Here is a 26,312-nt window from a genome sequence, read left to right as displayed (position 1 = left end):
GCACGCGTCGGCCCGGCGTCGACGGCCCGCGATACAGAGAAACTTTGCGAACCGGTGCCGGTAGGTGTATAAATTAAACCTATCGCATGCATATCCCTGATTGACCCACAATGACCCTGACTGAACTGAAGTACATCGTCGCGGTGGCGCGCGAGCGGCATTTCGGCCGCGCGGCCGAAGCGTGCTTCGTGAGCCAGCCGACGCTGTCGGTGGCGATCAAGAAGCTGGAAGACGAGCTCAACGTGCAGATCTTCGAGCGCGGCGCGAGCGAAGTGAGCGTGACGCCGATCGGCGACCAGATCGTCACGCAGGCGCAGCGCGTGCTCGAGCAGACCTTCGCGATCAAGGAGATCGCGAAGCAGGGCAAGGACCCGCTGGTCGGCCCGTTCCGGCTCGGCGTGATCTATACGATCGGGCCGTACCTGCTGCCGACGCTCGTCAAGCAGATGATCCAGCGCGTGCCGCAGATGCCGCTGATGCTGCAGGAGAACTACACGCTGAAGCTGCTCGAGCTGCTCAAGCAGGGCGAGATCGACGCGGCCATCATGGCGCTGCCGTTCCCCGAAACGGGCCTGATGGTCCGGCCGCTGTACGACGAGCCGTTCGTGGTCGCGTTGCCGGCCGGCCATCCGTGGGAGAAGCGCGAGGAAATCGACGCCGAGGACCTGAAGCAGGAAACCATGCTGCTGCTCGGCAACGGCCACTGCTTCCGCGATCACGTGCTCGGCGTGTGCCCGGAGCTGATGCGCTTCTCGCAGACGGCCGACGGGATCCAGAAGACCTTCGAAGGCTCGTCGCTCGAGACGATCCGCCATATGGTCGCGAGCGGCGTCGGCATCACGGTGCTGCCGCGGATGTCGGTCGCCGAGATCGGCCCGCGCGCGAACGGCCCCGACGCCGAGTTGCTGTCGTACGTGCCGTTCCACGAACCGGTGCCGGACCGTCGCGTCGTGCTCGTGTGGCGCAAGAGCTTCACGCGGATGCCGGCGATCGACGCGATCAGCGAGGCGATCGCCGCCTGCGAGCTGCCGGGCGTCGCGAAGCTCGACATGCCGGCGACGATGAACTGAGCACACGTGGCGTACGCCGTGCGCCGGCCGATGAACGGGGTTCCGAGGCCCCGTTTATTTTTCCCTATCGCATAGATAAAAGTTATCAAATTCAAAATGTCGATAGATGAAAATAGAATGGTCGACATGGATGCAGCAGGCCGGTCAAACGCGGTCTGCACGCTGGGTGCAAGGGTCAGGGGAGGATGTCATGATGCGATCGGTATTGGAGCACGCGCGGCGGAACATGCCGTTGCGCGATGAAGTCGTCAATCGTGCGCGGGCCGCGGCCCGCAGCCTGGGCCCGCTCGCGTATGCGTATCTCGCGGACCGCGCGTACGGCGGATGAGAGCCGCCGCGCAGGATCGGCGGGCCAGCCGCGCTGCGGCCACGACGCACGACATCCGATAGCAACACAGGTGTACGAGCCTGTTCCGTCTTATCCCCCGCAATGCTTCACTGACCGCGCCACGGCACGTGGGGGCCTACGAGCAAACAATGGAGAAGAAAAGCATGTCGACCGAATCGAAATGTCCGTTCAACCACACGGCGGCCGGCGGCACGTCGAACCATGACTGGTGGCCGAACCGGCTGAACCTCGAGGTCCTGCACCGGCATTCGGCGCTGTCCGATCCGATGGACGCCGAGTTCGACTACGCGCAGGCGTTCAAGCAGCTCGACCTCGCAGCGGTGAAGCGCGACCTGCATGCGCTGATGACGATGTCGCAGGACTGGTGGCCGGCCGACTTCGGTCACTACGGCGGCCTGTTCGTGCGGATGGCCTGGCATGGCGCGGGCACGTACCGGATCGCCGACGGGCGCGGCGGCGCGGGCGGCGGGCAGCAGCGCTTCGCGCCGCTGAACAGCTGGCCCGACAACGGCAACCTCGACAAGGCGCGCCGCCTGCTGTGGCCGATCAAGCAAAAGTACGGCCGCAACATCTCGTGGGCCGACCTGTTCATCCTGACCGGCAACGTCGCGCTCGAATCGATGGGCTTCAAGACCTTCGGTTACGGCGGCGGCCGTGCCGACACGTGGGAGCCGGACGACGTCTACTGGGGTTCGGAAAAGATCTGGCTGGAACTGAGCGGCGGCCCGAACAGCCGTTACTCGGGCGACCGCGATCTCGAGAATCCGCTCGCGGCCGTGCAGATGGGCCTCATCTACGTGAACCCGGAAGGCCCGGACGGCAAGCCCGATCCGGTGGCGGCCGCGCGCGACATCCGCGACACGTTCGCCCGCATGGCGATGAACGACGAAGAGACGGTCGCGCTGATCGCCGGCGGCCACACGTTCGGCAAGACGCACGGCGCGGGCCCGGCATCGCACGTCGGCGCCGAGCCGGAAGCGGCGGGCATCGAGCAGCAGGGCCTCGGCTGGAAGAGCACCTACGGCTCGGGCAAGGCCGGCGACGCGATCACGAGCGGCCTCGAAGTCACGTGGACGTCGACGCCGACCCAATGGAGCAACGACTTCTTCAAGCACCTGTTCAGCTATGAATGGGAGCTGACCAAGAGCCCGGCCGGCGCGCACCAGTGGGTCGCGAAGGATGCCGAGGCGGTGATTCCCGATGCCTTCGATCCGTCGAAGAAGCATCGCCCGACGATGCTGACGACCGACCTGTCGCTGCGCTTCGATCCGGCCTACGAAAAGATCTCGCGCCGCTTCTACGAGAACCCGGACGAGTTCGCCGACGCGTTTGCGCGTGCGTGGTTCAAGCTCACGCACCGCGACATGGGCCCGCGCTCGCGCTATCTCGGCCCGGAAGTGCCGGCCGAGGAACTGCTGTGGCAGGACCCGATTCCCGCCGTCGACCACCCGCTGATCGATGACGCCGATGCGGCCGCGCTGAAGGCGAAGATCCTCGCGACCGGGCTCACCGTGGCGCAACTCGTGTCGACCGCATGGGCGTCGGCATCGACGTTCCGCGGCTCGGACAAGCGCGGCGGCGCGAACGGCGCACGCATCCGCCTCGCCCCGCAGAAGGACTGGGCGGTGAACCAGCCGGCGGCGCTCGCGGCGGTCCTCGAGACGCTCGAAGGCGTGCAGAAGGCGTTCAACGACGCGCAGACGGGCGGCAAGAAGGTGTCGCTCGCCGACCTGATCGTGCTGGCCGGTGCGGCCGGCGTCGAACAGGCCGCCAAGCAGGCAGGCGTCGCGGTCACGGTGCCGTTCGCCGCGGGCCGGATGGACGCGTCGCAGGAGCAGACGGACGTCGACGCGATGGCCGTGCTCGAGCCGGTCGCCGACGGTTTCCGCAACTACCTGAAGGCCGCGTACAAGACGCCGGCCGAGGCGCTGCTGGTCGACAAGGCGCAGCTGCTGACGCTGACGGCGCCGGAGATGACCGTGCTGATCGGCGGCCTGCGCGTGCTGGGCGCGAACGCGGGCGGCGCGCAGCACGGCGTGTTCACCGATCGTCCGGGCACGCTGTCGAACGACTTCTTCGTGAACCTGCTCGACATGGGCACGGAGTGGAAGCCGGCGTCGGCGGCGAACGACGTGTTCGAAGGGCGCGACCGTGCGAGCGGGCAGCTGAAATGGACCGGCACGCGCGTCGACCTGATCTTCGGCTCGCACTCGCAGCTGCGCGCGCTGGCCGAGGTGTACGGCAGCGCCGACGCGAACGAGAAGTTCGTGCGTGATTTCGTCGCGGCCTGGAACAAGGTGATGAACCTCGACCGCTTCGACCTCGCATGAGCATCGTGACGCGATAGTCCGTCGCGTTGCAACGTGAAGCGGCCGGTCGCACGACCGGCCGTTTTTTCTTCCGATTCACCATCTGGTCTTGTCGAAGGAGAAACGACCATGACGCAAATGATCCTCAACATGCGCGCAGCATATACGCCGGCCGAGCTGGTACGGCGCGTCTTCGGGTTCGCGATCGTCATCGGCGGCGCGGCCGAGCTGGCCACGCAGGCGCTGCACGCGCTCGCGTCGCTCGGGGCGGGACACTGAGCGCAACGATTCGCTCATCGCGCTAGACTGGCAAGTCGCGCCCGGATGCCCGCGACGCGGCATGCGGCATGCGGATTGCGCGCGCTTTCGTCGGTTCAACGTTTCGAACAAGGAGTCTCGAAGATGGCCAAGAAAGGTAACGTCACGCAGATCAACATCGGCATCAGCGACAAGGACCGCAAGAAGATCGCGGACGGCCTGTCGCGTTTGCTCGCCGACACGTTTTCGCTGTACCTGAAGACCCACAACTTCCACTGGAACGTCACGGGTCCGATGTTCAACACGCTGCACCTGATGTTCGAGGAGCAGTACAACGAACTGTGGCTCGCGGTCGATTCGGTCGCCGAGCGCATTCGCACGCTCGGCGTCGTCGCGCCGGGCACGTTCGCCGATTTTGCAAAGCTGTCGTCGGTGCCGGAAGCGAACGGCGTGCCGGCGGCCGAAGAGATGATCCGGCAGCTCGTCGAAGGGCACGAGACCGTCGTGCGCACCGCGCGCGAGATCTTCCCGCTCGCCGATGCGGCGCGCGACGAGCCGACCGCCGACCTGCTGACGCAGCGACTGCAGACGCATGAAAAGACCGCGTGGATGCTGCGGTCGCTGCTCGCGTAAGGTGGTGGGGCGGGGGCCGTCGCCGGTCGGGTGCGGTCGTCGCTTGGTGGTCGCGGCTTACGGTCGGTTTCTGTAAAGCCGCGTGCCTACGGTCCGCCCGGTAGAGTCGGTTGCGTACTGTCGCTCGCGCATGAGCCGCCGCTTACTACCGGCCACGTAACGCGCGGCCGGCCTCGGCATCGTCATCGGCCCGCAGGCTACCCAGCGCCTACCCGCCGCATGCCGACCGGCCTGCGTCCCTGGATCCGGCCCCCGATGACGGCGCCGCGCCGCAACGGCCCGCGCGGCGCCGCCGACCCGCATCCTGCGGCGGCTCGCCGCCCACCGCGACATGACGCGGACCGCCGCTCGGCTCTAAAATGCCGGGATTCCCTACCCGGTGTTTCGCCATGCTTGCCCGCTTTCCCCTGTATCTGCGGCTCGTCCGGATGGACAAGCCGATCGGCAGCCTGCTGCTGCTGTGGCCGACGCTCAACGCGTTGTGGATCGCGTCGGACGGCCGTCCGCGCTGGCCGCTGGTCGCGATCTTCGCGCTCGGCACGCTGCTGATGCGCTCGGCCGGCTGCGCGATGAACGACTATGCCGACCGCGATTTCGATCGTCACGTGAAGCGCACGGCCGATCGGCCGCTGACCTCGGGCAAGATCCGCGCATGGGAGGCCGTCGCGATCGCGGTGGTGCTGTCGTTCGTCGCGTTCCTGCTGATCCTGCCGCTCAATACGCTGACGAAAGAGCTTTCGGTCGTCGCGCTGTTCGTGGCCGGCTCGTATCCGTTCATGAAGCGCTTTTTCGCGATTCCACAGGCGTACCTCGGCATCGCGTTCGGCTTCGGCATCCCGATGGCATTCGCGGCCGTGCAGGGCACGGTACCGGCGCTCGCGTGGGTGATGCTGGTCGCGAACGTGTTCTGGTCGGTGGCGTACGACACCGAATATGCGATGGTCGACCGCGACGACGACATCAAGATCGGGATCCGCACGTCCGCGCTGACGTTCGGCCGCTTCGACGTCGCGGCCATCATGCTCTGCTATGCGGTGACGCTCGGCATCTACGCATGGATCGGCGCGACGCTCGGCTTCGGGCTCGCGTTCTGGGCCGGCTGGGCCGCGGCGCTCGGCTGCGCGCTGTATCACTACACGCTGATCAAGGACCGCGAGCGGATGCCGTGCTTCGCCGCATTCCGGCACAACAACTGGCTTGGCGGCGTGCTGTTCGCCGGGATCGCCGCGCACTATCTGGTGGCCGGTGCGGCCGGTAACTGAACCGGCGTGAACCGGCCCGAACCGGCCTGAGCTGGCAGGCGCCGCGAAGGCGCGATGCAACAAAAAAGCGGCCGAGGCCGCTTTTTTGTTGGCGCACCGGGAAACCGGCGCAGGCTGCAGCGCTTACGCGCGGCCGAGCTCGTCGCCCATTTCCTGCGCGCGCGCGTGCGCAGCGAGCGCGCCGCGCACGATCGCTTCCTTCACCTGCTGCGCGTCGAACGACGCGAGCGCGGCGGCCGTCGTGCCGCCTTTCGACGTCACGCGCTCGCGCAGCACGCTCGCCGGCTCGCCCGACTGCGCGGCCAGCTGCGCGGCGCCGGCGAACGTCGCGACCGCGAGCGCGCGGCCCTGTTCGTCGTTCAGGCCGAGGCGGCGGGCGGCCTCCTGCAGCGCTTCGATGAAATAGAACACGTAGGCCGGCCCGCTGCCCGAGATCGCGGTGACCGCGTCGAGCTGCGCTTCGTCGTCGAACCAGACGATCTCGCCGACCGCGCCGAGCACGCTCGACGCCAGTTCGCGACCGGTCGCGTCGACGCCCGGCAGCGCCGCGAGGCCCGTCACGCCCATGCCGACCAGCGCCGGTGTGTTCGGCATCGTGCGCACGACACGCGTGTAGCCGCCGAGCCAGCGCGCGAGGTCGGCGCCGCGGATGCCGGCCGCGATGCTGATCACCAGCTGCGACTTCAGGTGCGGCGCGAGCGCCTGCGCGACCTCCTTCAGCACCTGCGGCTTCACCGCGAGCACGATCGCGTCGTAATCGGCGAGCGTCGCGTCGACGGCCGCGCCGGTGCGGATCCCGAACTGCTGCGCGGCACGCGCGCGCACGTCCTCGTTGACGTCGATGGCGTACAGGCCGTCGGCGGCGACGCCGCGCTTGACGAGCCCGCCGATCAGGGCCGCGGCCATGTTGCCGCCGCCGATGAATGCGATTTTCATGATGTCGGATTGAGCGAGTGAGTGAACGGAAAGGCGGCGCGGCGCTCAGTGCGAATAGTCGCGCGCGCCGAAGATCGCGGTGCCGACGCGCACGATCGTCGCGCCTTCGAGCACCGCCGCTTCGAGATCCGCGGACATGCCCATCGACAGCGTGTCGAGGGCCAGCCCGTGCGCGCGCAGCGTGTCGAACAGCGCGTGCAGCGCGCGATGCGGCGCGCGTTGCGCATCGGTATCGCCGGCCGGCTCGGGGATCGCCATCAGGCCGCGCAGCCGCAGCGCCGGCAGCGCGGCGACCGCGCGTGCGAGCTCGGCCACGTCGGCCGGCGCGACGCCGCTCTTCGATTCCTCGCCGCTGATGTTGACCTGGATGCACACGTTCAGCGGCGGCAACTGCGGCGGGCGCTGTTCGGACAGGCGTTGCGCGATCTTCAGCCGGTCGACCGAATGAACCCAGTCGAAGCGCTCGGCCACCGCGCGCGTCTTGTTCGACTGCAGCGGCCCGATGAAATGCCATTCGAGCGCGCTGCGCAGGTCGGCGAGCGCGTCGATCTTGTCGATCGATTCCTGGACGTAGTTCTCGCCGAACGCGCGTTGTCCGGCCGCGTGCGCGGCGCGCACGTCGTCGGCGGGGAAGGTCTTCGACACGGCGAGCAGCGAGACGGTCGCGGGATCGCGGCCGGCTGCGCGGGCGGCGTCGGCGATGCGGCGGTGAACGGAGTCGAGGCGGGCGGCGAGATCGGACATGACGGGCACGGAAGCTGGCACTGAAGCGGAGACGGCGCGCTGCGGCACCGCATGCGCCGCAGCAAAGCGCCCATTATACGGACGGCACGCGGACGGACGGCAGGCGGACGGCGCGCCGCGCCGCAGCGGGCCGCCGCTCGCGTCAGCCGTACAGCAGATGCTCGACGAGCTGCACCCAGTGCACGACCGGAATCTGCGTGCCGCTTTGCAGGTGCGCGATGCAGCCGACGTTGCCGGATACGATCATCTGCGGTTCGAGCGCCTGCAGCTTCAGCAGCTTCTGCTTGCGCAGCCGGTACGACAGCGACGGCTGGGTCAGCGAATAGGTGCCGGCCGACCCGCAGCACAGATGGCTGTCGACCGGCAGCCGCACGTCGATGCCGAGCGTCTCGAGCAGGCGCTCGACCTTGCCGCGCGACTGCTGGCCATGCTGCAGCGTGCACGGCGGGTGGTACGCGACGGTATGGATCGCGCGGCGTCGCGCGAGCGTCGCCAGCTCGGCCTCGGACGCGAGCAGCACGTCGGAGATGTCGCGCGTGAGCGCGACGATGCGCTGTGCCTTCTCCGCATAGGCCGGGTCGTCGCGCAGCAGGTGCGCGTATTCGAGCACCGTCGCGCCGCATCCCGATGCGTTCATCACGATCGCCTCGGCGCCTTGCTCGACATGCGGCCACCACGCGTCGATGTTGCGGCGCGCGTCGTCGAGCGCGTCGTCGTGATAGTTCAGGTGCAGCCGGATCGCGCCGCAGCAGCCGGCGTCCGGCGCGACGACCGTCTCGATGCCGAGCGCATCCAGCACGCGTGCGGTCGCGATGTTGATGTTCGGCAGCATCGACGGCTGCACGCAGCCGCCGAGCATCAGCATCTTGCGCGCATGCGGCTGCTGCGGCCACTCGAGCAGCCGCGTGCGCGGCGGCACCTTGTCGCGCAGCCGTTTCGGCAACAGCGGCCGCACGTGCTGGCCGAGCCGCATCATCGGCGAGAACAGCGCCGCGTTCGGCACGACGCTCGCGAGCAGCCGGCGCATCAGCCGCTGCTGCGCCGGGCGCTGCACCTGCGCCTCGACGTGCTTGCGGCCGATTTCGACGAGCCGGCCGTATTGCACGCCCGACGGGCAGGTCGTCTCGCAGCTGCGGCAGGTGAGGCAGCGGTCGAGGTGCTGCTGCGTGCTGCGCGTGACGGGCGCGCCTTCGACCATCTGCTTGATCAGGTAGATGCGGCCGCGCGGGCCGTCGAGTTCGTCGCCGAGCAGCTGGTAGGTCGGACACGTCGCGGTGCAGAAGCCGCAATGCACGCACTTGCGCAGGATCGCGTCGGCCTCGTCGCCGTCGGCCGTGTTGCGGATGAAATCGGCGAGGTTCGTTTGCATCTCAGAGATCGGGGTAGAGCCTGCCGCGGTTGAAGATGCGCGCCGGATCGAACGCGGCCTTCAGCCCGCGGTGGATCTTCATCAGCGGCGCGGGCAGCGGCGTGAACACGCCGGCGCTGCGGTCGTAGGAATCGCCCGCGCGGAACAGCGTCGCGTGGCCGCCGGCCTGCTTCGCGCTCATGCGCACCGTCTGCGCATCGGCGTCGGTGATCCACCAGCGCTGCGCGCCGCCCCATTCCATCAGCTGGTTGCCGGCCAGATGCATCGGCTCGGTGATCGACGGCAGCGACAGGCGCCACAGCGCATAGCCGGGCGGAATGCCGTTGAAGAACGGATCGGTGTGCTCGCGCAGGCCGGCCCAGAAGCGCTCGGCTTCGACCGCATCGACGACTTCGCCGCCGAGCAGCGTTTTCGCCGACTTGACCGCCGCTTCCGCGCCGGACAGCCGCAGCACCAGCGTGCCGTTGCGCCAGCCGCTCGCGCTCACCGGCAGCGGATGGCCGCCCCATTCGTTGAGCTTGCGCACCGCGTCGGTGGCCGTCATCTCGAACTTCAGCGTGACTTCGGCGACCGGCACCGGCAGCAGCTTGATCGACAGCTCGAGCATCAGCCCGAGCGTGCCGAGCGCGCCGGCCATCAGGCGCGACACGTCGTAGCCGGCGACGTTCTTCACGACCTGCCCGCCGAAGCGCAGCACTTCGCCGCGCCCGTTCATCAGCGTGACGCCGAGCACGAAGTCGCGCGGCGCGCCGCAGGCCGCGCGCCGCGGGCCGGCGAGACCGGCCGCGATGCAGCCGCCGACGGTGGCCGCGCGGCCGAAGTGCGGCGGCTCGAACGGCAGCATCTGGCCGCGCTCGGCGAGGACGGCTTCGAGCTGCGCGAGCGGCGTGCCCGCGCGCACCGTGACGACGAGCTCGGCCGGGTCGTACGACACGACGCCTTGAAACGCGCGCGTGTCGAGTATTTCGCCGTCCAGCGTCTGGCCGTACCAGTCCTTGGTGCCGCCGCCGCGGACCCGCAGCGGCCGCCCGTCGGCGCTGGCGGCGCGCACGCGCTCGGCCCATCCGGCGACGATGTCGTCCTCTTCCATGTTCCGTTGCTGCCTCGTTGTTGTCCGGTCGATTGTACCGGGGTGGCGCGAATCCACATCGCGACTATCCCTAACGCCCCGACGCGCGCACGCCGGGCCTCCGCACGGCGCGCGCCGCTCAGAAGCGCGGCAGGTCGGGATGCGGCAGCAGCCCGCCGCGCACGTGCTGACGGCCGTACTCGGCGCAGCGCGCGCGGGTCGGGATGCCCTTGTCGGGGTTGAGCAGCCCGGCCGGATCGAACGCGCGCTTGACCGCGAAGAACGCGTCGCGCTCCTGCGGCGAGAACTGCACGCACATCGAATTGAGCTTTTCGATGCCGACGCCGTGCTCGCCGGTGACGCTGCCGCCGAATTCCACGCAGCATTCGAGGATCTCCGCACCGAACTGCTCGGCGCGGTGCAACTGCTCGGGATCGTTCGCGTTGTAGAGGATCAGCGGATGCATGTTGCCGTCGCCGGCATGGAATACGTTGATGCAGCGCAACCCGTAGCGTGTCTCGAGCTGCTCGATGCGCGCGAGCAGCGGCCCGATCGCGCGGCGCGGCACGGTGCCGTCCATGCAGTAATAGTCGGCCGAGATACGGCCGGCGGCCGGGAACGCGTTCTTGCGGCCCGACCAGAAGCGCAGCCGCTCGCTCTCGTTGCGCGACACCTGGATGCGCGTCGCGCCGTGCTCGCGCAGCACGGCCGTCATGCGGACGATCTCCTCCGCGACTTCCTCGGGCGTGCCGTCGGATTCGCACAGCAGGATCGCCTTCGCGTCGACGTCGTAGCCGGCGTGCGTGAACGCCTCGACCGCCTGCGTGGCCGGCTTGTCCATCATCTCGAGCCCGGCCGGGATGATGCCCGACGCGATGATCGCGGCGACCGCCTCGCCGCCCTTCACGACGTCGTCGAAGCTCGCCATCACGAGCTGCGCGGTCTGCGGCTTCGGGATCAGCTTCACCGTCACTTCGGTGACGATCGCGAACATCCCTTCGCTGCCGATCATCACCGCGAGCAGGTCGAGGCCCGGCGTGTCGAGCCCGAGCGAGCCGAACTCGACGATCTCGCCGTCCATCGTGACCGCGCGCACGCGCATCACGTTGTGCACCGTCAGCCCGTACTTCAGGCAGTGGACGCCGCCCGAATTCTCCGCGACGTTGCCGCCGATCGTGCAGGCGATCTGCGATGACGGATCGGGCGCGTAATACAGCCCGTACGGCGCGGCGGCCTCGGAAATCGCGAGGTTGCGCACGCCGGGCTGGACGGTCGCCGTGCGCGCGTACGGATCGACTTCGACGATCCGAGTGAAGCGCGCGAGCGACAGCACGACGCCGTTCGCGATCGGCAGCGCGCCGCCCGACAGGCTCGTGCCCGCGCCGCGCGGCACGATCGGCACTTCCATGCGGCGGCAGATCTGCACGATGCGCTGCACCTGCGATTCGGTTTCCGGCAGCGCCACCGCGAGCGGCAGCCGGCGATACGCCGACAGGCCGTCGCATTCGTACGCGGCGGTGTCTTCGTCGCGGTACAGCAGGCAATGGGTCGGCAGCACGGCCATCAGCGCCTGCACGATTTCGCGCTGGCGCTGCGCGCGCATCGCGCTCGACAGTTCGACGGAAGCGTTCATTGAGTCTCCTGAGCGCGCGCGGCCGCGCGCCGCCGTGTCAGCACGTGAAGATCTTGCCGGGATTCATCAGGTTGCGCGGATCGAGCGCGAGCTTGATCGCCCGCATCGCGTCGATCGCGTTCTCGCCGTGCTCCTTCGGCAGGAAGCGCATCTTGTGCAGGCCGACGCCGTGTTCGCCGGTGCAAGTACCGCCCAGCCGCAGCGCGCGCTCGACGATCCGGTCGTTGATGCGTTCGGCTTCGTCGAGCTCGGCGGGCTTGTCGGGGTCGATCAGGATCGCGACGTGGAAATTGCCGTCGCCGACGTGGCCGACGATCGGGCAGGGCAGCGACGACGCGCGCAGGTCGGCTTCGGTTTCCTCGACGCAGGCGGCGAGCTGCGAGATCGGCACGCAGACGTCGGTCGTCACCGCGCGGCAGCCGGGCTTGAGCTGCAGCATCGCGAAGTACGCGTTGTGGCGCGCGGCCCACAGCCGCGTGCGGTCCTCGGGGCGCGTCGCCCATTCGAAGCCCTGGCCGTGGTTCTGGCCGGCGAGCGCCTGCACGAGCTCGGCCTGCTCCTTCACGCCGGCGTCGGTGCCGTGGAATTCGAAGAACAGCGTCGGCGCCTCGGCGAGCGTCAGGTTCGAATGGCGATTGATCGAGCGCACCGCCAGCGCGTCGACGAATTCGACGCGCGCGATCGGCACGCCGATCTGGATCGTCTCGATCACGGTGCGCACCGCGTCGCCCATCGTCGGGAACGCGCAGATCGCGGCCGACACCGCTTCGGGCAGCGGATGCAGGCGCAGCGTGATCTCGGTGATCACGCCGAGCGTGCCTTCCGAGCCGACGAACAGCCGCGTCAGATCGTAGCCGGCCGACGACTTGCGCGCGCGCGAGCCGGTCTTCACGACGCGGCCGTCGGCGAGCACGGCGCTCAGGCCGAGCACGTTCTCGCGCATCGTCCCGTAGCGCACGGCGTTGGTGCCCGAGGCGCGGGTCGCCGTCATGCCGCCGATGCTGGCGTCGGCGCCCGGATCGATCGGGAAGAACAGGCCGGTGTCGCGCAGCGCTTCGTTCAGCGCCTTGCGCGTGATGCCCGGTTCGACCGTCACGGTCAGGTCTTCCGCGTCGATCGACAGCACACGGTTCATCTCCGACAGATCGAGCGACACGCCGCCGCGCACCGCCAGCAGATGGCCTTCGAGCGACGAGCCGGCGCCGTACGGGATCAGCGGGACGCTGTAGAGCGCGCACAGCGACACGACGGCGCGCACTTCGTCGGCGTTGTGCGCGAACACGACGGCGTCGGGCAGTTGCGGATCGAACGGGGATTCGTCGCGGCCGTGATGGGCGCGGACCGCGTCGGCGATCGACACGCGCTCGCCGAAGGCGGCGCGCAGCGCATCGAGCATCGCGGGAGGAAGCGGGCGGCGCGTGGCGGCCGGCGTGGCGGGGTGATTCACGAGCGTCTCCTGACGGCTGCTTGTCGAACTTTTGGGTCATTCTACGCCGCAACGTCCGCTGCGACCCGCCCCGCCGGCTGCGATAATCGCGTTCCTACACAACCGGGCCGCGTCGCGGCCGCGCACGAGAGGACATTCGCATGGGCAACCGCTTGAGCAAGATCGCCACGCGCACGGGCGACGACGGCACCACCGGCCTCGGCGACGGCCGGCGCATCGGCAAGGACGACGCGCGGATCGTCGCGATCGGCGACGTCGACGAACTGAACTCGAATCTCGGCGTGCTGCTCGCCGAGCCGCTGCCGGACGACGTGCGCACCGCGCTCGTGACGATCCAGCACGACCTGTTCGATCTGGGCGGCGAGCTGTGCATCCCCGGCCACACGGTACTCGACGACACGCATCTCGCGCGCCTCGACCGATGGCTGGCCGACTACAACGCGACGCTGCCGCCGCTGCGGGAATTCATCCTGCCGGCCGGCTCGCGCGCCGCGTCGCTCGCGCACGTGTGCCGCACCGTGTGCCGGCGCGCCGAGCGTTCGATCGTCGCGCTCGGCCGTGCCGACACGTTGAACGATGCGCCGCGGCGTTACGTGAACCGGCTGTCCGACCTGCTGTTCGTGCTCGCGCGCGTGCTGAACCGCGCCGGCGGCGGCTCGGACGTGCTGTGGGAGCGAGGGCGCGTGCGCTGAGGCGCGCGCCTTCCCGCGCTGCGACAATTTGCCCGAGGGGCCGCGATTTTTAAACATGTATCGTTTGAGCATGTTTAACGGAGAACGACATGACTGACATCACCGCCGACCAGATGGCTCGTGTGAAGGCCACTGCCCCCGTCCTGGCCGTGCACGGCGCGACGATCACGAAGCACTTCTACCAGCGCATGTTCACGCGCCATCCCGAGCTGAAGAACCTGTTCAACCAGACGCACCAGAAGACCGGCAGCCAGCCGGAGACGCTCGCGAAGGCCGTCTATGCGTATGCGGCGAACATCGACAACCTCGGCGCGCTCGGCGGAGCGGTGTCGCACATCGCGCACAAGCACGCGAGCCTGAACATCCGTCCGGAGCATTACCCGATCGTCGGCGAGAACCTGCTTGCATCGATCGTCGAAGTGCTCGGCGACGCGGTGGACGCGCAGACGCTCGAAGCCTGGCGCGTCGCGTACGGCCAGCTCGCGCAGATCCTGATCGGCGCCGAGGCCGACCTGTACGCGGGCGCCGCCTGGAGCGGCTTCCGTCCGTTCAAGGTGGCCCGCAAGGTGCGTGAAAGCGACGAGATCACGTCGTTCTACCTGACGCCGGCCGACGGCGGCGCGGCGCCGACCTTCGAGCCGGGCCAGTACGTCACGGTGAAGCGCTTCGTCGGCGACCTCGGCGTCGACCAGCCGCGCCAGTACAGCCTGTCCGACGCGCCGCACGGCAAGTGGCTGCGCATCTCGGTGAAGCGCGAGTCCGGCCAGGCCGAAGCGGTTCCGGCCGGCAAGGTTTCCACGCTGATGCACGACGGCGTGGAGGAGGGCGCGATCGTCGAGGTGACCGCGCCGATGGGCGAATTCTCGCTGAAGCGCGGCGTCGATACGCCGGTCGTGCTGATCTCCGGCGGTGTGGGCCTGACGCCGATGGTGTCGATGGCGTCGACGCTGGTGGCCGAAGGCAGCAAGCGCGACGTGCGGTTCGTCCACGCCTGCCGCTCGGGCGCGGTGCACGCGTTCCGCGACTGGCTGAACGATACGGTGCGCGAACACGCGAATTTCAAGCGCACGGTGCTGTACGAGCTGGTCGGCCCGAACGACCGCGCGGGCGTCGATCACGACCTCGAAGGGCGCCTGACGCCGGAGCGCGTGCAGCAGTATGCGCTGGTGCCGGATGCCGACTACTACATCTGCGGCCCGATCGCGTTCATGAAGGCGCAACGCGACGCGCTGGTCGCGCTCGGCGTCGCGCCGGAACGTATCAACACCGAGATCTTCGGCTCGGGCGCGCTCGAGTAACGACCGCTTGGCCGGTGGCGGCCGATGCAGCGACGCAACGACAAAGCCCGGCGCGAGCCGGGCTTGTCTTATTGGGGCATCGATCGGGCCGCGCGCGGCATGCGCCGGCCCGCGGCCCGCTGGCCGTCAGTTGCCGCTGCCGCGTGCGACGCGGCGCGCCTTCACCGCTTCCGCGAGCCCTTCGAGCACCTTCACGCTGTCGTCCCACGCGATGCATGCGTCGGTGATGCTCTGGCCGTAGGTCAGCGCGCAGCCTTCCTTCAGGTCCTGGCGCCCCTCGACGAGGTGCGACTCGATCATCACGCCGACGATCCGCTCGTCGCCGGCGGCGACCTGACGGCCGATGTCCGCGCACACCGGGATCTGGTTCTCGTGCTTCTTCGAGCTGTTCGCATGGCTCGCGTCGATCATCAGGCGCGCGGCGAGGCCGGCCTTGCCGATGTCCGCGCAGGCGGCGTTCACGCTGTCCGCGTCGTAGTTCGGCGTCTTGCCGCCGCGCAGGATCACGTGACAGTCTTCGTTGCCGGCCGTCGACACGATCGCCGAATGGCCGCCCTTGGTCACCGACAGGAAATGGTGCGGCTGCGACGCGGCCTTGATCGCGTCGACGGCGATCTTCACGTTGCCGTCGGTGCCGTTCTTGAAGCCGACCGGGCACGACAGCCCCGACGCGAGCTCGCGATGCACCTGCGACTCGGTCGTGCGCGCGCCGATCGCGCCCCACGAGATCAGGTCGGCGATGTACTGCGGGCTGATCATGTCGAGGTATTCGGTCGCGGCCGGCAGCCCCATCTCGTTGATCTGCAGCAGCAGCTCGCGCGCGGTGCGCAGCCCTTCGTTGATCTTGAAGCTGTTGTCGAGATGCGGATCGTTGATCAGCCCCTTCCAGCCGACCGTCGTGCGCGGCTTTTCGAAGTACACGCGCATCACGATTTCCAGCTCGCCCTTGAAGCGCTCGCGCTCCTTCACGAGCCGCCCCGCGTATTCGAGCGCCGCCTTCGTGTCGTGGATCGAGCACGGCCCGATCACGACGATCAGCCGGTCGTCCATCCCGTGCAGGATCCGGTGCATCGAACGGCGCGACTCGTAGATCAGCTCGGACGCGGCCTCGGAGCATGCGAATTCGCGGATCAGGTGGGCGGGCGGCGTCAGTTCCTTGAGTTCGCGGATGCGGACGTCGTCGGTGTTGTGCGGGGGCATGCTGGTTCTCCTGGTTTTACGGGCGCCGTTCGGTCAGAGCGCGTGCGGCAGATTCATCGATTCGGGTGATTCGGTCGGCGCCGGCCGGTGCGGCGGGATCCGCTGCGACGGCCGGTTGGCGAAGGGCGAAAAAAAACCGCCGGGTTCGCCGGCGGTTTTTCGGGAATTTCGGTTGCGCTTTACGCGCCATCAACCCTCTCGATCCGCCAGCGGTCTGAGATGCCAAAAAAAGTAAAAATAAAACTTGGCGGACATGACGGAGATTCGGTTCGTCGAAAAAGTCGATTCGCAATTTATACCCGGTCGCCGCGCAGCTGGCAACCGGGGGCAGTCAAAAATGCGGGCAATCCGCGTGGTTTCGTCAAAATGCGCGGATTGTCTGCGCAGCGATGCGGTTATGCCGTACCGCCGACGGTCATCTTGTCGATCCGCAGCGTCGGCTGGCCGACGCCGACCGGCACGCTCTGGCCTTCCTTGCCGCAGACGCCGACGCCCGAATCGAGCGACATGTCGTTGCCGATCATGCTCACGTACTTCAGCGATTCCGGGCCGCTGCCGATCAGCGTCGCGCCCTTCACCGGGTAGGTGACCTTGCCGTTCTCGATCATGTACGCCTCGGACGCCGAGAACACGAACTTGCCGTTCGTGATGTCGACCTGGCCGCCGCCGAAGTTCACCGCGTACAGGCCGTTCTTCACCGACGCGATGATTTCCTGCGGATCCTTGTCGCCGTTGAGCATGTACGTGTTGGTCATGCGCGGCATCGGCAGCGCGGCGTACGACTCGCGGCGCGCGTTGCCGGTCACGGGCATCTTCATCAGGCGCGCGTTCAGCGTGTCCTGGATGTAACCCTTGAGGATGCCGTCCTCGATCAGCGTCGTGCACTGCGTCGGGTTGCCTTCGTCGTCGATGTTCAGCGAGCCGCGGCGGTTCGGCAGCGTGCCGTCGTCGACCACCGTCACGCCCTTCGCGGCAACCTGCTCGCCGATCCGGCCCGCGAATGCCGACGAGCCCTTGCGGTTGAAGTCGCCCTCGAGGCCGTGGCCGATCGCCTCGTGCAGCAGCACGCCCGGCCAGCCCGGCCCGAGCACGACGGTCATCGCGCCGGCCGGCGCCGGGCGCGCGTCGAGGTTCACCAGCGCGGCGTGCACCGCGTCGTCGACGTAGCGCGACAGCACGTCGTCGGTGAAATAGGCGTAGTCGAAGCGCCCGCCGCCGCCGCCGGAGCCGATCTCGCGGCGGCCGTTCTGCTCGGCGATCACCGTGACGGACACGCGCACGAGCGGCCGGATGTCGGCCGCGAGCGCGCCGTCGCTGCGCGCGACCAGCACGACGTCGTATTCGCCGGCGAGGCCCGCCATCACCTGCGTGACGCGCGGGTCGCGCCCGCGCGCCATCTGCTCGATGCGCTCGAGCAGCTTGACCTTGGCGGTCGCGTCGAGCGACGCGAGCGGGTCGGACGGCAGGTACAGGTCGCGGCCGGTGATGCCTTTCAGCGACGTCGCCGCCTTGATCTTCTGGCGGCCGCCGCCCGCCGCCGCGATCGCCTTGGTGGCCGCGGCCGCCTGGGCGATGGCTTCCGGCGACAGGTCGTCCGAATAGGCGAACGCGGTGCGGTCGCCCGCCACCGCGCGCACGCCGACGCCCTGGTCGATGCTGAAGCTGCCCGACTTCACGATGCCTTCCTCGAGGCTCCACGCTTCGCTGCGGGTGGCCTGGAAGTACAGGTCCGCGTAGTCGACGCGATGCGTGAAGATGTCGGCGATCGTGCGCGTGAGCAGGCTCTCGTCGAGGCCGTACGGCGTGAGGAGGATGTCCTTCGCCAGCGCAAGATTGCGGATGCCGGGTTCGATGATGTTCATGCGGGTATCGAGGTTTCTCAAAAAGTTGTCGGGTGCGTTCTGGACAGATGGGTTGGCCGGGCGGCGTTTCAAGCGGCGGCGGCGCTTCAGGCCAGCACGCGATGCCGCCACGCGGGCAGGCTCTGGCGCACGTCGGCGATGCGCTGAGGGTCGAGCGCGCCGGCCACGACGCCTGCGCCTTCGTCGCGGACCGCGACGATTTCGCCCCACGGATCGATCAGCATGCTGTGGCCCCACGTGCGCCGGCCGTTCTCGTGCTTGCCGCCCTGCGCGGCGGCCAGCACGTAGCACTGGTTCTCGACGGCCCGCGCGCGCAGCAGCGTTTCCCAGTGCGCGCGGCCCGTCGTATACGTAAACGCCGACGGCACGACGAGCAGTGCGCAATCGCCCATCCGGCGGTACAGCTCGGGAAAGCGCAGATCGTAGCAGACCGACAGGCCGACCCGCCCGAACGGCGCGTCGAACGCGACGACCGTGTCGCCCGCGCGGATCGTGCGCGCCTCGTCGAACGATTCGTCGCCTTTCTCGAAGTTGAACAGGTGGATCTTGTCGTAGCGGGCGGCCTCGCGGCCGCTCGGGTCGAACACGAGCGTCGTGTTCAGCACGCGGTCGGGCTCCGGCGCCTGCAGCGGCAGCGTGCCGCCGATCACCCAGACGCGATGCCGCTGCGCGGCCTGCGCGAGGAACTGCTGGATCGGCCCGTCGCGATAGGGTTCGGCGAGCGCGAGCTTGTCGGTGTCGCGGTGGCCCATGAAGCAGAAATACTCGGGCAGCAGCACCAGTTGCGCGCCGTCTGCCGCCGCCTGCTCGATCAGGTGGCCGGCGTCGGCGAGATTGCGCGCGACGTCCGGCGTGCTCACCATCTGCAGCGCGGCAACCCGGAAGGGCGTGGCGGAACGGGTCGGATCGGTCATCGCAGGATCGCTGGCTTCGTAAAAGGGGTGCGGTCCGGCGGCCTGCACGCGTCAGTGGCTTGCCGCATCGGCCGGACCGTGATCCATCTTACCCTGATCGCCCCGCACCCGCTCGATATGCGGATGCGCCCACGAGCCGGTGATCGCATAGTCGAGCGCGAACGCGTGCGACAGCGTCTGCGACAGCGCGTAGTTCGCCGCCAGCACGCCGACGCCGAGCAGCGGATTGACGATCGCGGCCGCGATCGCCGCGGTGCCGGCGCCGATCTTCGGCGCGACGTGCGCGTGCAGGTCCTGCGTCTCGGTGGCGAGATCGACCGCGCCGCGCACGGTCACGTTCGCGGGCGCCGTCGTCATCGAGAAGTCGTCGGTGCGGGCGATCCCGTTCGAGATCCGGCTGGTGCCGGTGATCTTGTCGAACGGCAGCCCCTTGCCGATCACGTCGCGGAAGTTCAGCGTCAGGAACCGCGCGAGGCTCTGCAGGCTCAGCACGCCGAGCAGTTTCGCGGCGCCCGGATCGACCTTCAGGATCTGGCCGTGCTCGAAGTCGAGCGCGACCTGGCCGCCGAGCGACGGCACCTCGACGGCCGTCGGGCCGCCGCGCCAGCCCACCTTGCCGGTCACCGTGCCGTGGCCGTTCTCGAGCGTGCGCGGCAGGCCGACGAGGTCGAGCAGCGCGCCCGCGTTGCCGACGTCGAGCTTGAAGTCGAACACGCTGCGCCGCGGCGCGTCGTTGTCGTCCACGCCGCGGGCCAGCGCACGGCGCGACGTGCGCCAGTTGCCGGTGGCCGTCAGTTTCGCGGCCGGATTGGCGAGCTCGAGCCGGTCGAGCTGCCACACCGGTACGCCGTCCTCGTCGATGTTGCGCGCGTTGACGACCAGCCGGCCGATGTCGTGATTGCGCGCGACGACCTGGTCGACGATCAGGTCCACCGACGGTATCGGCCGGTCGGTCGGCGTCGGCAGGTTCATCGCGCGGCCGACGAGGTCGTGCTCGGCGCTGTCGGGAATCACCAGCTTCGCGAGCCGTGCATTGAGCACGCCCGCGCCGTTGTGCCCGCCGCCCGGCGCCCACGACAGGTAGCCCGAGACCTGGTTCGACGCGATGTTCGCCTGCCACAGCTCGTCGACGTGCGACGCGCCGACGATCACGTTTCCCCAGTTGCGCTTGAGCAGCTTCAGCGTGCCGAAGTGCAGCGCGAAACGTTTCGGCGTGAAGCTGGCGACGTCGATGCGCGACCGCGCCGGCGCCTCCGGCGGCGGCTCCGGCGTGCGCGGCGTGTCGGGCTTCAGCGTGTGCGCGAGCGCGAGCCACGCGTCGGCATCCAGCTCGTCGACATCGACCGCCGCGCTCACGCCGTCCTGCGGCAGGTCGGGCATCCGGTGGATGCCCATCGCGCCGCGCAATGCGCGCAGCGGCTGGCCGCGCGTCGCGTCGAGCAGATAGGTGGCCGACACCGGGCCGAGCGTCAGGTCCGCGTGCTCGATGCGCTTGCCGCCGGCCGGCGTGGCCGGCTGCAGCGTGAAGCGAAACGGCATCGGCTCGCCGGCCGGTTTCGCGAACGGCGCCGGGAAGTTCAGCGCGACGCCCGTCAGGTCGGAGCGCGCGGTGATCTGCGGCAGGCCGCCCGGCGCGCCGCGCACGGCGACCTCGTACGGCGCGTCGCCGACCACGTGTTCGAGCAGCGCCGCGGCCGTGCCGCGCAGGTTCAGTCCGCGGGCGGCGTCGAGCGCGAGCTTGCCGTCGACGTCGACCGTGTACGGGCCGTGCGACTGGAAGCTGCCGTTCGCGTGCACCGGCCCGCCGAGGAAGCGCCCGGCCAGGTCGTGCAGCGACGCGCCGGCCTCCGTGAAACGCACGCTGCCGCGCAGCGCGGACAGCGGCGGCACGCCGTCGGTCGACAGCGTGTTGCCGCCGAACGCGAGCGCGCCTTCGACGTGCGTGTGCGGATGCGGCACGTGCTGCGGAATCGTGATCTTCAGCGCGAGCGACGCCGGGCCCTGCGCGTCGATGCGCTGGCCGATGTGGCCGCTCATCGTGCCGAGCGAGCTGTTGTCCGCGTAGTCGATCAGGTCGGCGAGCGGCCCGTGCGCGTGGCCGTCGATCACGAGCGGCGACTTCGACGGATTGCCGAGGTCGTCGATCCGGCCGTTGACGTTCGTCAGCGCGACGCGCTTGTAGCGCGCGCGTGCGATGTCGAAGCGCAGCTTGTTCTGCGCGAGCTCGAACACGCCGTCGATCCCGTCGAGCGCCGGCCACACGCTCGGCGTGCCGTTCGCGAGCTTGCGCGGCGGGTAGGGCGTCGGCTCGAAGCGCCCGCCGGTGAACGGCGCGACGATGTGGAACACGCCGGCATCCGGCTCGTGTTCGAACGGGAATTTTTCGAGCGGGCCGCGCGCGACGATCGACGCGCCCTTGGTCACGCGACCGTCCTGCAGCGCATGCCCGAGATACGCGCGCAGCCGCTCCGACATGCCGGTCGGCAGGTAGCGCGGGATGCGCGCCACCGCCGCGCGGGCGAACTCGGCGCGCAGGTCGAGCGAGCCGCGGCCGTGGCCGGGGTTCGTGTACGTGCCCGATACGTCGATCTCGGCATCGGGATTCGCGACGTACAGGTCGGGCAACGTCACGTCGACGCGCGCGTGTTTCTCGCCCGGCGCCGGCGTGATCACCCATTTGGCGTTGCCGCGCAGCCGGTCGAAGGTCAGGCGCGGTTCGTCGAACTCGCCGGGCACCGTGACCGCCGCGTTCACCGTGTCGAAGTGCGCGGCGCCGCCCGTCTCGGTCGCGTCGACGCTGCCCCACAGGTTCTCGACGCCCGGCCAGCCGGCGCGCGGATGGCCGCGCGGCGACAGCCCGGGCGGCGGCTCCTGCGCGGCGAAGCTGATGCCTTGCAGATCGCCGAGGAAGCGGTAGCGGACGATCGGCGCGGCGCCGGTGCGGCGTTCCTCGTCGGCGAGCTCGGCCCGCGCGGGCTTCGCGCGTTCGACCTCGATGTGATAGTTCGACACCATGCCGTGCGGGTCGAGCTTGATCAGCTCGTTGCGCAGCCGCGCCGGCAGCGGGAGCCCGCGGATGAATTCGCTGAGGATGCCGAGATCGACGCGGTCGCCGGCGACGCTCAGCAACTGCCCCTGATCGGCGGTCGGCACGCGGTAGCGGGCGGTCAGCGTCGACAGCGCGAGCGAGCGCGCGAGCGGCGTGCCGTCGGGCAGCGGCGGCTGGCCGAGCTCGGCGTTGAAGCGCGTCAGGTGCAGCGTGTAGTCGCGGCCGGCGTCGAGCGCGATGTCCCAGCCGAATCCGACCGTCGGCACTTCCAGGCGCGGCTGGGTCGGCCGCACGCGCAGCACGACGTCGGCGCCCTGCAGGTCGCCGCCCGCGGAGCGCAGGTGGCCGTCCTGAAAGGTCGCCCAGATCGCGTTGTCGATCCGGCCCGCGTGGGCCGTGAACGGCAGGTCGAGGTAGCGGCCGAGCGTCTGCAGGTCGACCGGGCCGGTGGACAGGTACGCGTTGCCGGTCCAGTTGGTCGGCTTGCCGATCGGCGCGAGCGGCTTGTGCGTGAAGCGCGCGCGGAAGTCGAGCGGGCCGAGCAGCAGCGTGCCGTTGGCCGGCGCCTGCAGCGCGACCTTGTGCTCGCGGCCGTGGTTCAGCACGGCGAGGCGGATGCCCGACAGCGCGAGCTCCGGTGCGTCGTGCTGGGCGTCGCGCCAGCGCAGCGTGCCGTTGCGCAGCACGATCGCTTCCTGCTTCAGCAGCCAGGTGCCGAACGTGTCGTTGCCGCCGTGGGTGGTCGCGACGCCGATGCCCGCGACGCTCAGCGAACCGTCGGCCGCGCGCGCGACGACGAGATCCGGATGGTCGACGATCAGGCTGGACAGCGCAGGCGACAGCCGCAGCAGCGAGATCCACGACAGCGCGGCCGTCGCATGCGGCACCGACAGCGCGATGCGGCCGTCACGGCCGCGAATGGTGAGGTTCGTCACTTCGACGCCCGGCTGCATGCCCGACCAGTGCGGGGACAGCCTGCCGATCGAAAGCTGCTCGTGGAGCTTGTCGGACACGGCGCGCTCGATGCGCGGCCGGAATTCGTCGATGCGCGGCAGCACCACGTAGCGCAGCCCGAGGAATGCGCCGGACGCGACGAAGTACACGCCGATGCCGACTGCCAGCGTCACCCTGAACACGCGGCGCAGGACCGGATGATCGTGCTTCGGAGGTCCCGCTTCGGGCGCAGCTACGGCGGATTCCTGACGGTCGGACATGCGGCGGAGGGGCGGCGATATGGTAGTTTTGCAGATTGACGTTGAAATGTATCACAGGGGTTCGTGCCGGCGGCCGTTGCGCGCATGCGGCACGGGCTTTCCGGCGCGCGGTGTGGGCGGCGGCGCACGCGCGGCCGCTCACACCGCGCCGAGTCCAACGGTCTGTCGGCAGCGGCGCGCGCACGCGCGACCCGCGGCAACGGGCCTTACCGCCACGCCCGCTTTTCGATGACGATGACCGACGCTTCCGCCCTGATCAGCACGTCCTATTCCCGCTATCTCGCCCGCGCGGTCGCCGCGCGCCCCGCGCTGGCCGAGCTGATCGCCGCGTGGGCCGACGCGCCGCTCACGCGCGCGCGGCTCGACGCGCGCCTCACCGAGTTGCTCGCGACGAGTTCCGGCGCGGCCGCGCCGGGCGACGACGAATTGAAGCGCGCGCTGCGGCAGTTGCGCGTCGAGGTGTTCGGCGCGGTGGCGGAGCGCGACCTGCGCGGCGTCGCGGACGTCGCCGAGGTCACGTCCGCGATGACCGACCTCGCCGAAGTGGCCGTGCAGCGCTCGCTCGCGCTGCTGTCCGCGGAGCTCGAGGCCACCTACGGCGAGCCGCGCGGCGCCGACGGCCAGCGCGTCGTGCTCGGCGTGGTCGGGATGGGCAAGCTCGGCGGCCGCGAGCTGAACGTGTCGTCGGACATCGACCTGATCTTCGTCTACGAGGACGACGGCGAGACGGCCGGCGGCACGCGCGCGCCGCTGTCCACGCAGGAGTACTTCACGCGGCTCGGCCGGCGCCTGATCGGCGTGCTGTCCGAGGTCACCGCCGACGGCTACGTGTTTCGCGTCGACATGCGGCTGCGTCCCAACGGCGATTCCGGGCCGCTCGTATGCAGCCTCGGGATGCTCGAGGAATACTTTTACGTGCAGGGGCGCGAATGGGAGCGCTATGCATGGATCAAGGGGCGGCTCGTGTCGGAAGGCGACAGCGACGCGGCGCGGCGGCTCGCATCGCAGCTCGAAGCAATCGTCAAGCCGTTCGTCTACCGCCGCTATCTCGATTTCGGCGTGATCGGCGCGATCCGGTCGCTGCATCAGCAGATCCGGCACGAGGCCGCGCGCCGCGCGTCGATGCGGCCCGACAAGGCCGACGACATCAAGCTCGGGCGCGGCGGCATCCGCGAGATCGAATTCAGCGCGCAGGTGTTCCAGCTGATCCGCGGCGGCCAGGACGCGGAGTTCCGCGTGCGGCCGACGCTCGCGGTGCTGCGCCATGCGCAGGCGCGCGGGCTGATCGGCGAGGACGTGCGCGAGCGGCTGACCGACGCGTACAACTTCCTGCGCACGCTCGAGCATCGGCTGCAGTATCGCGACGACGCGCAGACCCACGCGATGCCGGTCGATCCGGGCGAGCGGGCGGTGCTCGCCGCGTCGCTCGGTTTTGCCGACTACGCGGCGCTCACCGCCGCGCTCGATGCGCACCGGACCTTCGTCGAGGCGCAGTTCGACCAGATCTTCGCCGACAAGGGCAATGGCGGCGCGTGCGCGTCGGGCGAAGACGCTGCCGCCGCCTGGATATGGAGCGGCGCGCTCGCGGACGACGGCGACGACGAGACGCTGCTCGCGCGCCTCGACGGCCTCGGCTTCGCCGATCCGGCCGCGGTGCTCGCCCGGCTGCGCGCGATCTGGCAGTCGTCGCGCTATGCCGGTCTGCCGGAAAAGAGCCGGCAGCGCTTCGACAGCGTCGCGCAGCGCGCGCTCGAGGCCGCGCCGCGGATCGACGCCGCGCGCCGCGACGAGACGGTCGTGCGATTGTTCGATCTGCTGGAGACGGTCAGCCGGCGCGGCGTTTATCTCGCGCTGCTCACCGAGTACCCGGCCGCGCTCGATCGCGTGCTGTCGGTGCTCGGCACGACGCGCTGGGGCGGCGGCTATCTGATTCGGCATCCGCAATTGCTCGACGAGCTGCTCGACGACGAGGCGATCGCGAGCCCGTTCGACTGGCCCGCGTTCAAGGACGCGCTGCGCGCGCGGCTCGCCGCCGCCGACGGCCCCGAGCAGCAGATGGACCTGCTGCGGCACGCACAGCATGCGGAGGTGTTCCGCATCCTGCTGATCGACCTGGCCGGCCAGCTGTCGGTCGAGCACGTGAGCGACCGGCTGTCCGAGCTCGCCGATGCAGTGCTCGACGTGACGATCGAGGTCGTCTGGTCGCAGCTCGCGAAACGCCATCGCGACGTGCCGAAGTTCGCGGTGATCGCATACGGCAAGCTCGGCGGCAAGGAGCTCGGCTATGCGTCGGATCTCGATCTGATCTTCCTGTACGACGACCCGGACGAGCGCTCGGCGGACGTCTATACGACGTTTACGCGGCGGCTCATCACGTGGCTCACCACCGCGACCGGCGCGGGCGCGCTGTTCGACATCGACCTGCGGCTGCGGCCGAACGGCGAGGCCGGGCTGCTCGTCACCGATCTCGATGCGTTCCGCCGTTACCAGCTGCGCGAAGGCGATGCGGCGAATACCGCGTGGGTCTGGGAGCACCAGGCGCTGACGCGCGCGCGGTACAGCGCCGGCGACGCGCAGATCGGCGCGGCCTTCGAGGCGATCCGCCAGCAGGTGCTGACGACGCCGCGCGATGCGGCCGTGCTCGCGCGGGAAATCGTCGACATGCGCGACAAGGTGTTCGCCGGTCACCCGAACCACAGCGAGCTGTTCGACCTGAAGCACGATCGCGGCGGGATGGTCGACATCGAGTTCATCGTCCAGTACTGGGTGCTGCTGCATGCGTCGAGCGATGCCGAGCTGATCCGCAACACCGGCAACATCGCGCTGCTGCGCGAAGTCGCGCGGTTCGGGCTGATGGAGGCGGACGAGGCGGAGTGCGTCGGCGCCGCGTACCGCAAATACCGGAAGCTGCAGCACAAGCTGCGGCTCGACGGGATGGAGAAGGCGCGCGTCGACCCGGCGGTCGTGGCCGAGGAGCGGGCGGCTGTTACTGTCTCTTATACAC

The 26,312-nt window shown here is 69.4% G+C and carries 18 protein-coding genes; 8 read left to right on the top strand and 10 right to left on the bottom strand.

Annotation, left to right across the window (positions count from 1 at the left end; all coding sequences use genetic code 11):
* The first annotated feature begins 110 nt into the window (after nt 1-110).
* The 5 genes from C3Y15_RS22310 to ubiA all read left to right on the top strand — a co-directional run bounded on the left by C3Y15_RS22310 (nt 111) and on the right by ubiA (nt 5,881).
* A complete protein-coding gene (locus tag C3Y15_RS22310; RefSeq protein WP_011883322.1) occupies nt 111-1,070 on the top strand; it encodes a LysR substrate-binding domain-containing protein in 960 nt (319 codons plus the stop codon).
* 492 nt (nt 1,071-1,562) lie between these two features.
* Nucleotides 1,563-3,749 carry a catalase/peroxidase HPI gene (gene katG, locus C3Y15_RS22305; protein ID WP_011883323.1) on the top strand — a complete coding sequence of 729 codons (2,187 nt, stop codon included), beginning with the start codon at nt 1,563-1,565 and terminating at the stop codon, nt 3,747-3,749.
* A gap of 108 nt (nt 3,750-3,857) precedes the next feature.
* Nucleotides 3,858-4,007 (top strand): hypothetical protein, encoded by a 150-nt coding sequence (locus C3Y15_RS31830; protein ID WP_011883324.1) that lies wholly within the window; start codon nt 3,858-3,860, stop codon nt 4,005-4,007.
* 123 nt (nt 4,008-4,130) lie between these two features.
* The gene (gene dpsA / locus C3Y15_RS22300; RefSeq protein ID WP_011883325.1) at nt 4,131-4,619 is read left to right on the top strand and encodes a non-specific DNA-binding protein DpsA; all 489 of its coding nucleotides are present in this window, start codon (nt 4,131-4,133) and stop codon (nt 4,617-4,619) included.
* Between the two features lie 389 nt (nt 4,620-5,008).
* Nucleotides 5,009-5,881, top strand: coding sequence for a 4-hydroxybenzoate octaprenyltransferase (ubiA, locus tag C3Y15_RS22295; RefSeq protein WP_059474730.1), 873 nt, complete (start codon nt 5,009-5,011; stop codon nt 5,879-5,881).
* Between the two features lie 123 nt (nt 5,882-6,004).
* Here ubiA and proC read toward each other — a convergent pair whose 3' ends face one another.
* The 6 genes from proC to C3Y15_RS22265 all read right to left on the bottom strand — a co-directional run bounded on the left by proC (nt 6,005) and on the right by C3Y15_RS22265 (nt 13,079).
* On the bottom strand, nt 6,005-6,817 hold the full coding sequence (gene proC / locus C3Y15_RS22290) for a pyrroline-5-carboxylate reductase (RefSeq protein ID WP_014722473.1): 813 nt from the start codon (nt 6,815-6,817) through the stop codon (nt 6,005-6,007).
* A 45-nt stretch (nt 6,818-6,862) separates the two neighbouring features.
* Nucleotides 6,863-7,561, bottom strand: coding sequence for a YggS family pyridoxal phosphate-dependent enzyme (locus C3Y15_RS22285; protein WP_011883328.1), 699 nt, complete (start codon nt 7,559-7,561; stop codon nt 6,863-6,865).
* Between the two features lie 142 nt (nt 7,562-7,703).
* A complete protein-coding gene (glcF, locus tag C3Y15_RS22280) occupies nt 7,704-8,930 on the bottom strand; it encodes a glycolate oxidase subunit GlcF (protein WP_034194445.1) in 1,227 nt (408 codons plus the stop codon).
* A gap of 1 nt (nt 8,931) precedes the next feature.
* Nucleotides 8,932-10,020, bottom strand: coding sequence for a glycolate oxidase subunit GlcE (gene glcE, locus C3Y15_RS22275; protein ID WP_059736013.1), 1,089 nt, complete (start codon nt 10,018-10,020; stop codon nt 8,932-8,934).
* A gap of 118 nt (nt 10,021-10,138) precedes the next feature.
* Complete coding sequence (locus C3Y15_RS22270; RefSeq protein ID WP_011883331.1) at nt 10,139-11,632, bottom strand: FAD-linked oxidase C-terminal domain-containing protein; 1,494 nt, start codon at nt 11,630-11,632, stop codon at nt 10,139-10,141.
* Nucleotides 11,633-11,669: 37 nt separating this feature from the next.
* Nucleotides 11,670-13,079 carry an FAD-linked oxidase C-terminal domain-containing protein gene (locus C3Y15_RS22265; protein ID WP_014722475.1) on the bottom strand — a complete coding sequence of 470 codons (1,410 nt, stop codon included), beginning with the start codon at nt 13,077-13,079 and terminating at the stop codon, nt 11,670-11,672.
* Nucleotides 13,080-13,219: 140 nt separating this feature from the next.
* On the opposite strand from C3Y15_RS22265, the gene C3Y15_RS22260 reads away from it, so the two are divergent.
* On the top strand, nt 13,220-13,771 hold the full coding sequence (locus C3Y15_RS22260; RefSeq protein WP_011883333.1) for a cob(I)yrinic acid a,c-diamide adenosyltransferase: 552 nt from the start codon (nt 13,220-13,222) through the stop codon (nt 13,769-13,771).
* Between the two features lie 89 nt (nt 13,772-13,860).
* Nucleotides 13,861-15,069: an NO-inducible flavohemoprotein gene (gene hmpA / locus C3Y15_RS22255; RefSeq protein ID WP_011883334.1), complete on the top strand. Its 1,209-nt coding sequence runs from the start codon at nt 13,861-13,863 to the stop codon at nt 15,067-15,069.
* 126 nt (nt 15,070-15,195) lie between these two features.
* Here the strand turns inward: hmpA and aroG are convergent, their stop codons facing one another.
* From aroG to C3Y15_RS22230, 4 genes are all read right to left on the bottom strand, one after another.
* Nucleotides 15,196-16,269, bottom strand: a complete 1,074-nt coding sequence (gene aroG / locus C3Y15_RS22250) for a 3-deoxy-7-phosphoheptulonate synthase AroG (protein WP_011883337.1) — start codon at nt 16,267-16,269, stop codon at nt 15,196-15,198.
* 395 nt (nt 16,270-16,664) lie between these two features.
* Entirely contained in the window at nt 16,665-18,131 is a 1,467-nt protein-coding gene (tldD, locus tag C3Y15_RS22240) for a metalloprotease TldD (protein ID WP_011883338.1), read from the bottom strand.
* Between the two features lie 86 nt (nt 18,132-18,217).
* A complete protein-coding gene (locus tag C3Y15_RS22235; RefSeq protein ID WP_011883340.1) occupies nt 18,218-19,045 on the bottom strand; it encodes a carbon-nitrogen hydrolase family protein in 828 nt (275 codons plus the stop codon).
* 51 nt (nt 19,046-19,096) lie between these two features.
* Nucleotides 19,097-23,308 carry an AsmA-like C-terminal region-containing protein gene (locus C3Y15_RS22230; RefSeq protein WP_069246142.1) on the bottom strand — a complete coding sequence of 1,404 codons (4,212 nt, stop codon included), beginning with the start codon at nt 23,306-23,308 and terminating at the stop codon, nt 19,097-19,099.
* 234 nt (nt 23,309-23,542) lie between these two features.
* Between C3Y15_RS22230 and glnE the strand changes: the two genes are divergently transcribed.
* Nucleotides 23,543-26,312 (top strand): bifunctional [glutamate--ammonia ligase]-adenylyl-L-tyrosine phosphorylase/[glutamate--ammonia-ligase] adenylyltransferase (glnE, locus tag C3Y15_RS22225; RefSeq protein WP_134206866.1); only part of this gene is annotated, 2,770 nt, incomplete at its 3' end.

This window comes from Burkholderia sp. B10 (assembly GCF_004368385.1).
Taxonomy (GTDB): Bacteria; Pseudomonadota; Gammaproteobacteria; order Burkholderiales; family Burkholderiaceae; genus Burkholderia; species Burkholderia vietnamiensis.
This window is presented reverse-complemented; position numbering and strand designations above follow the sequence as displayed.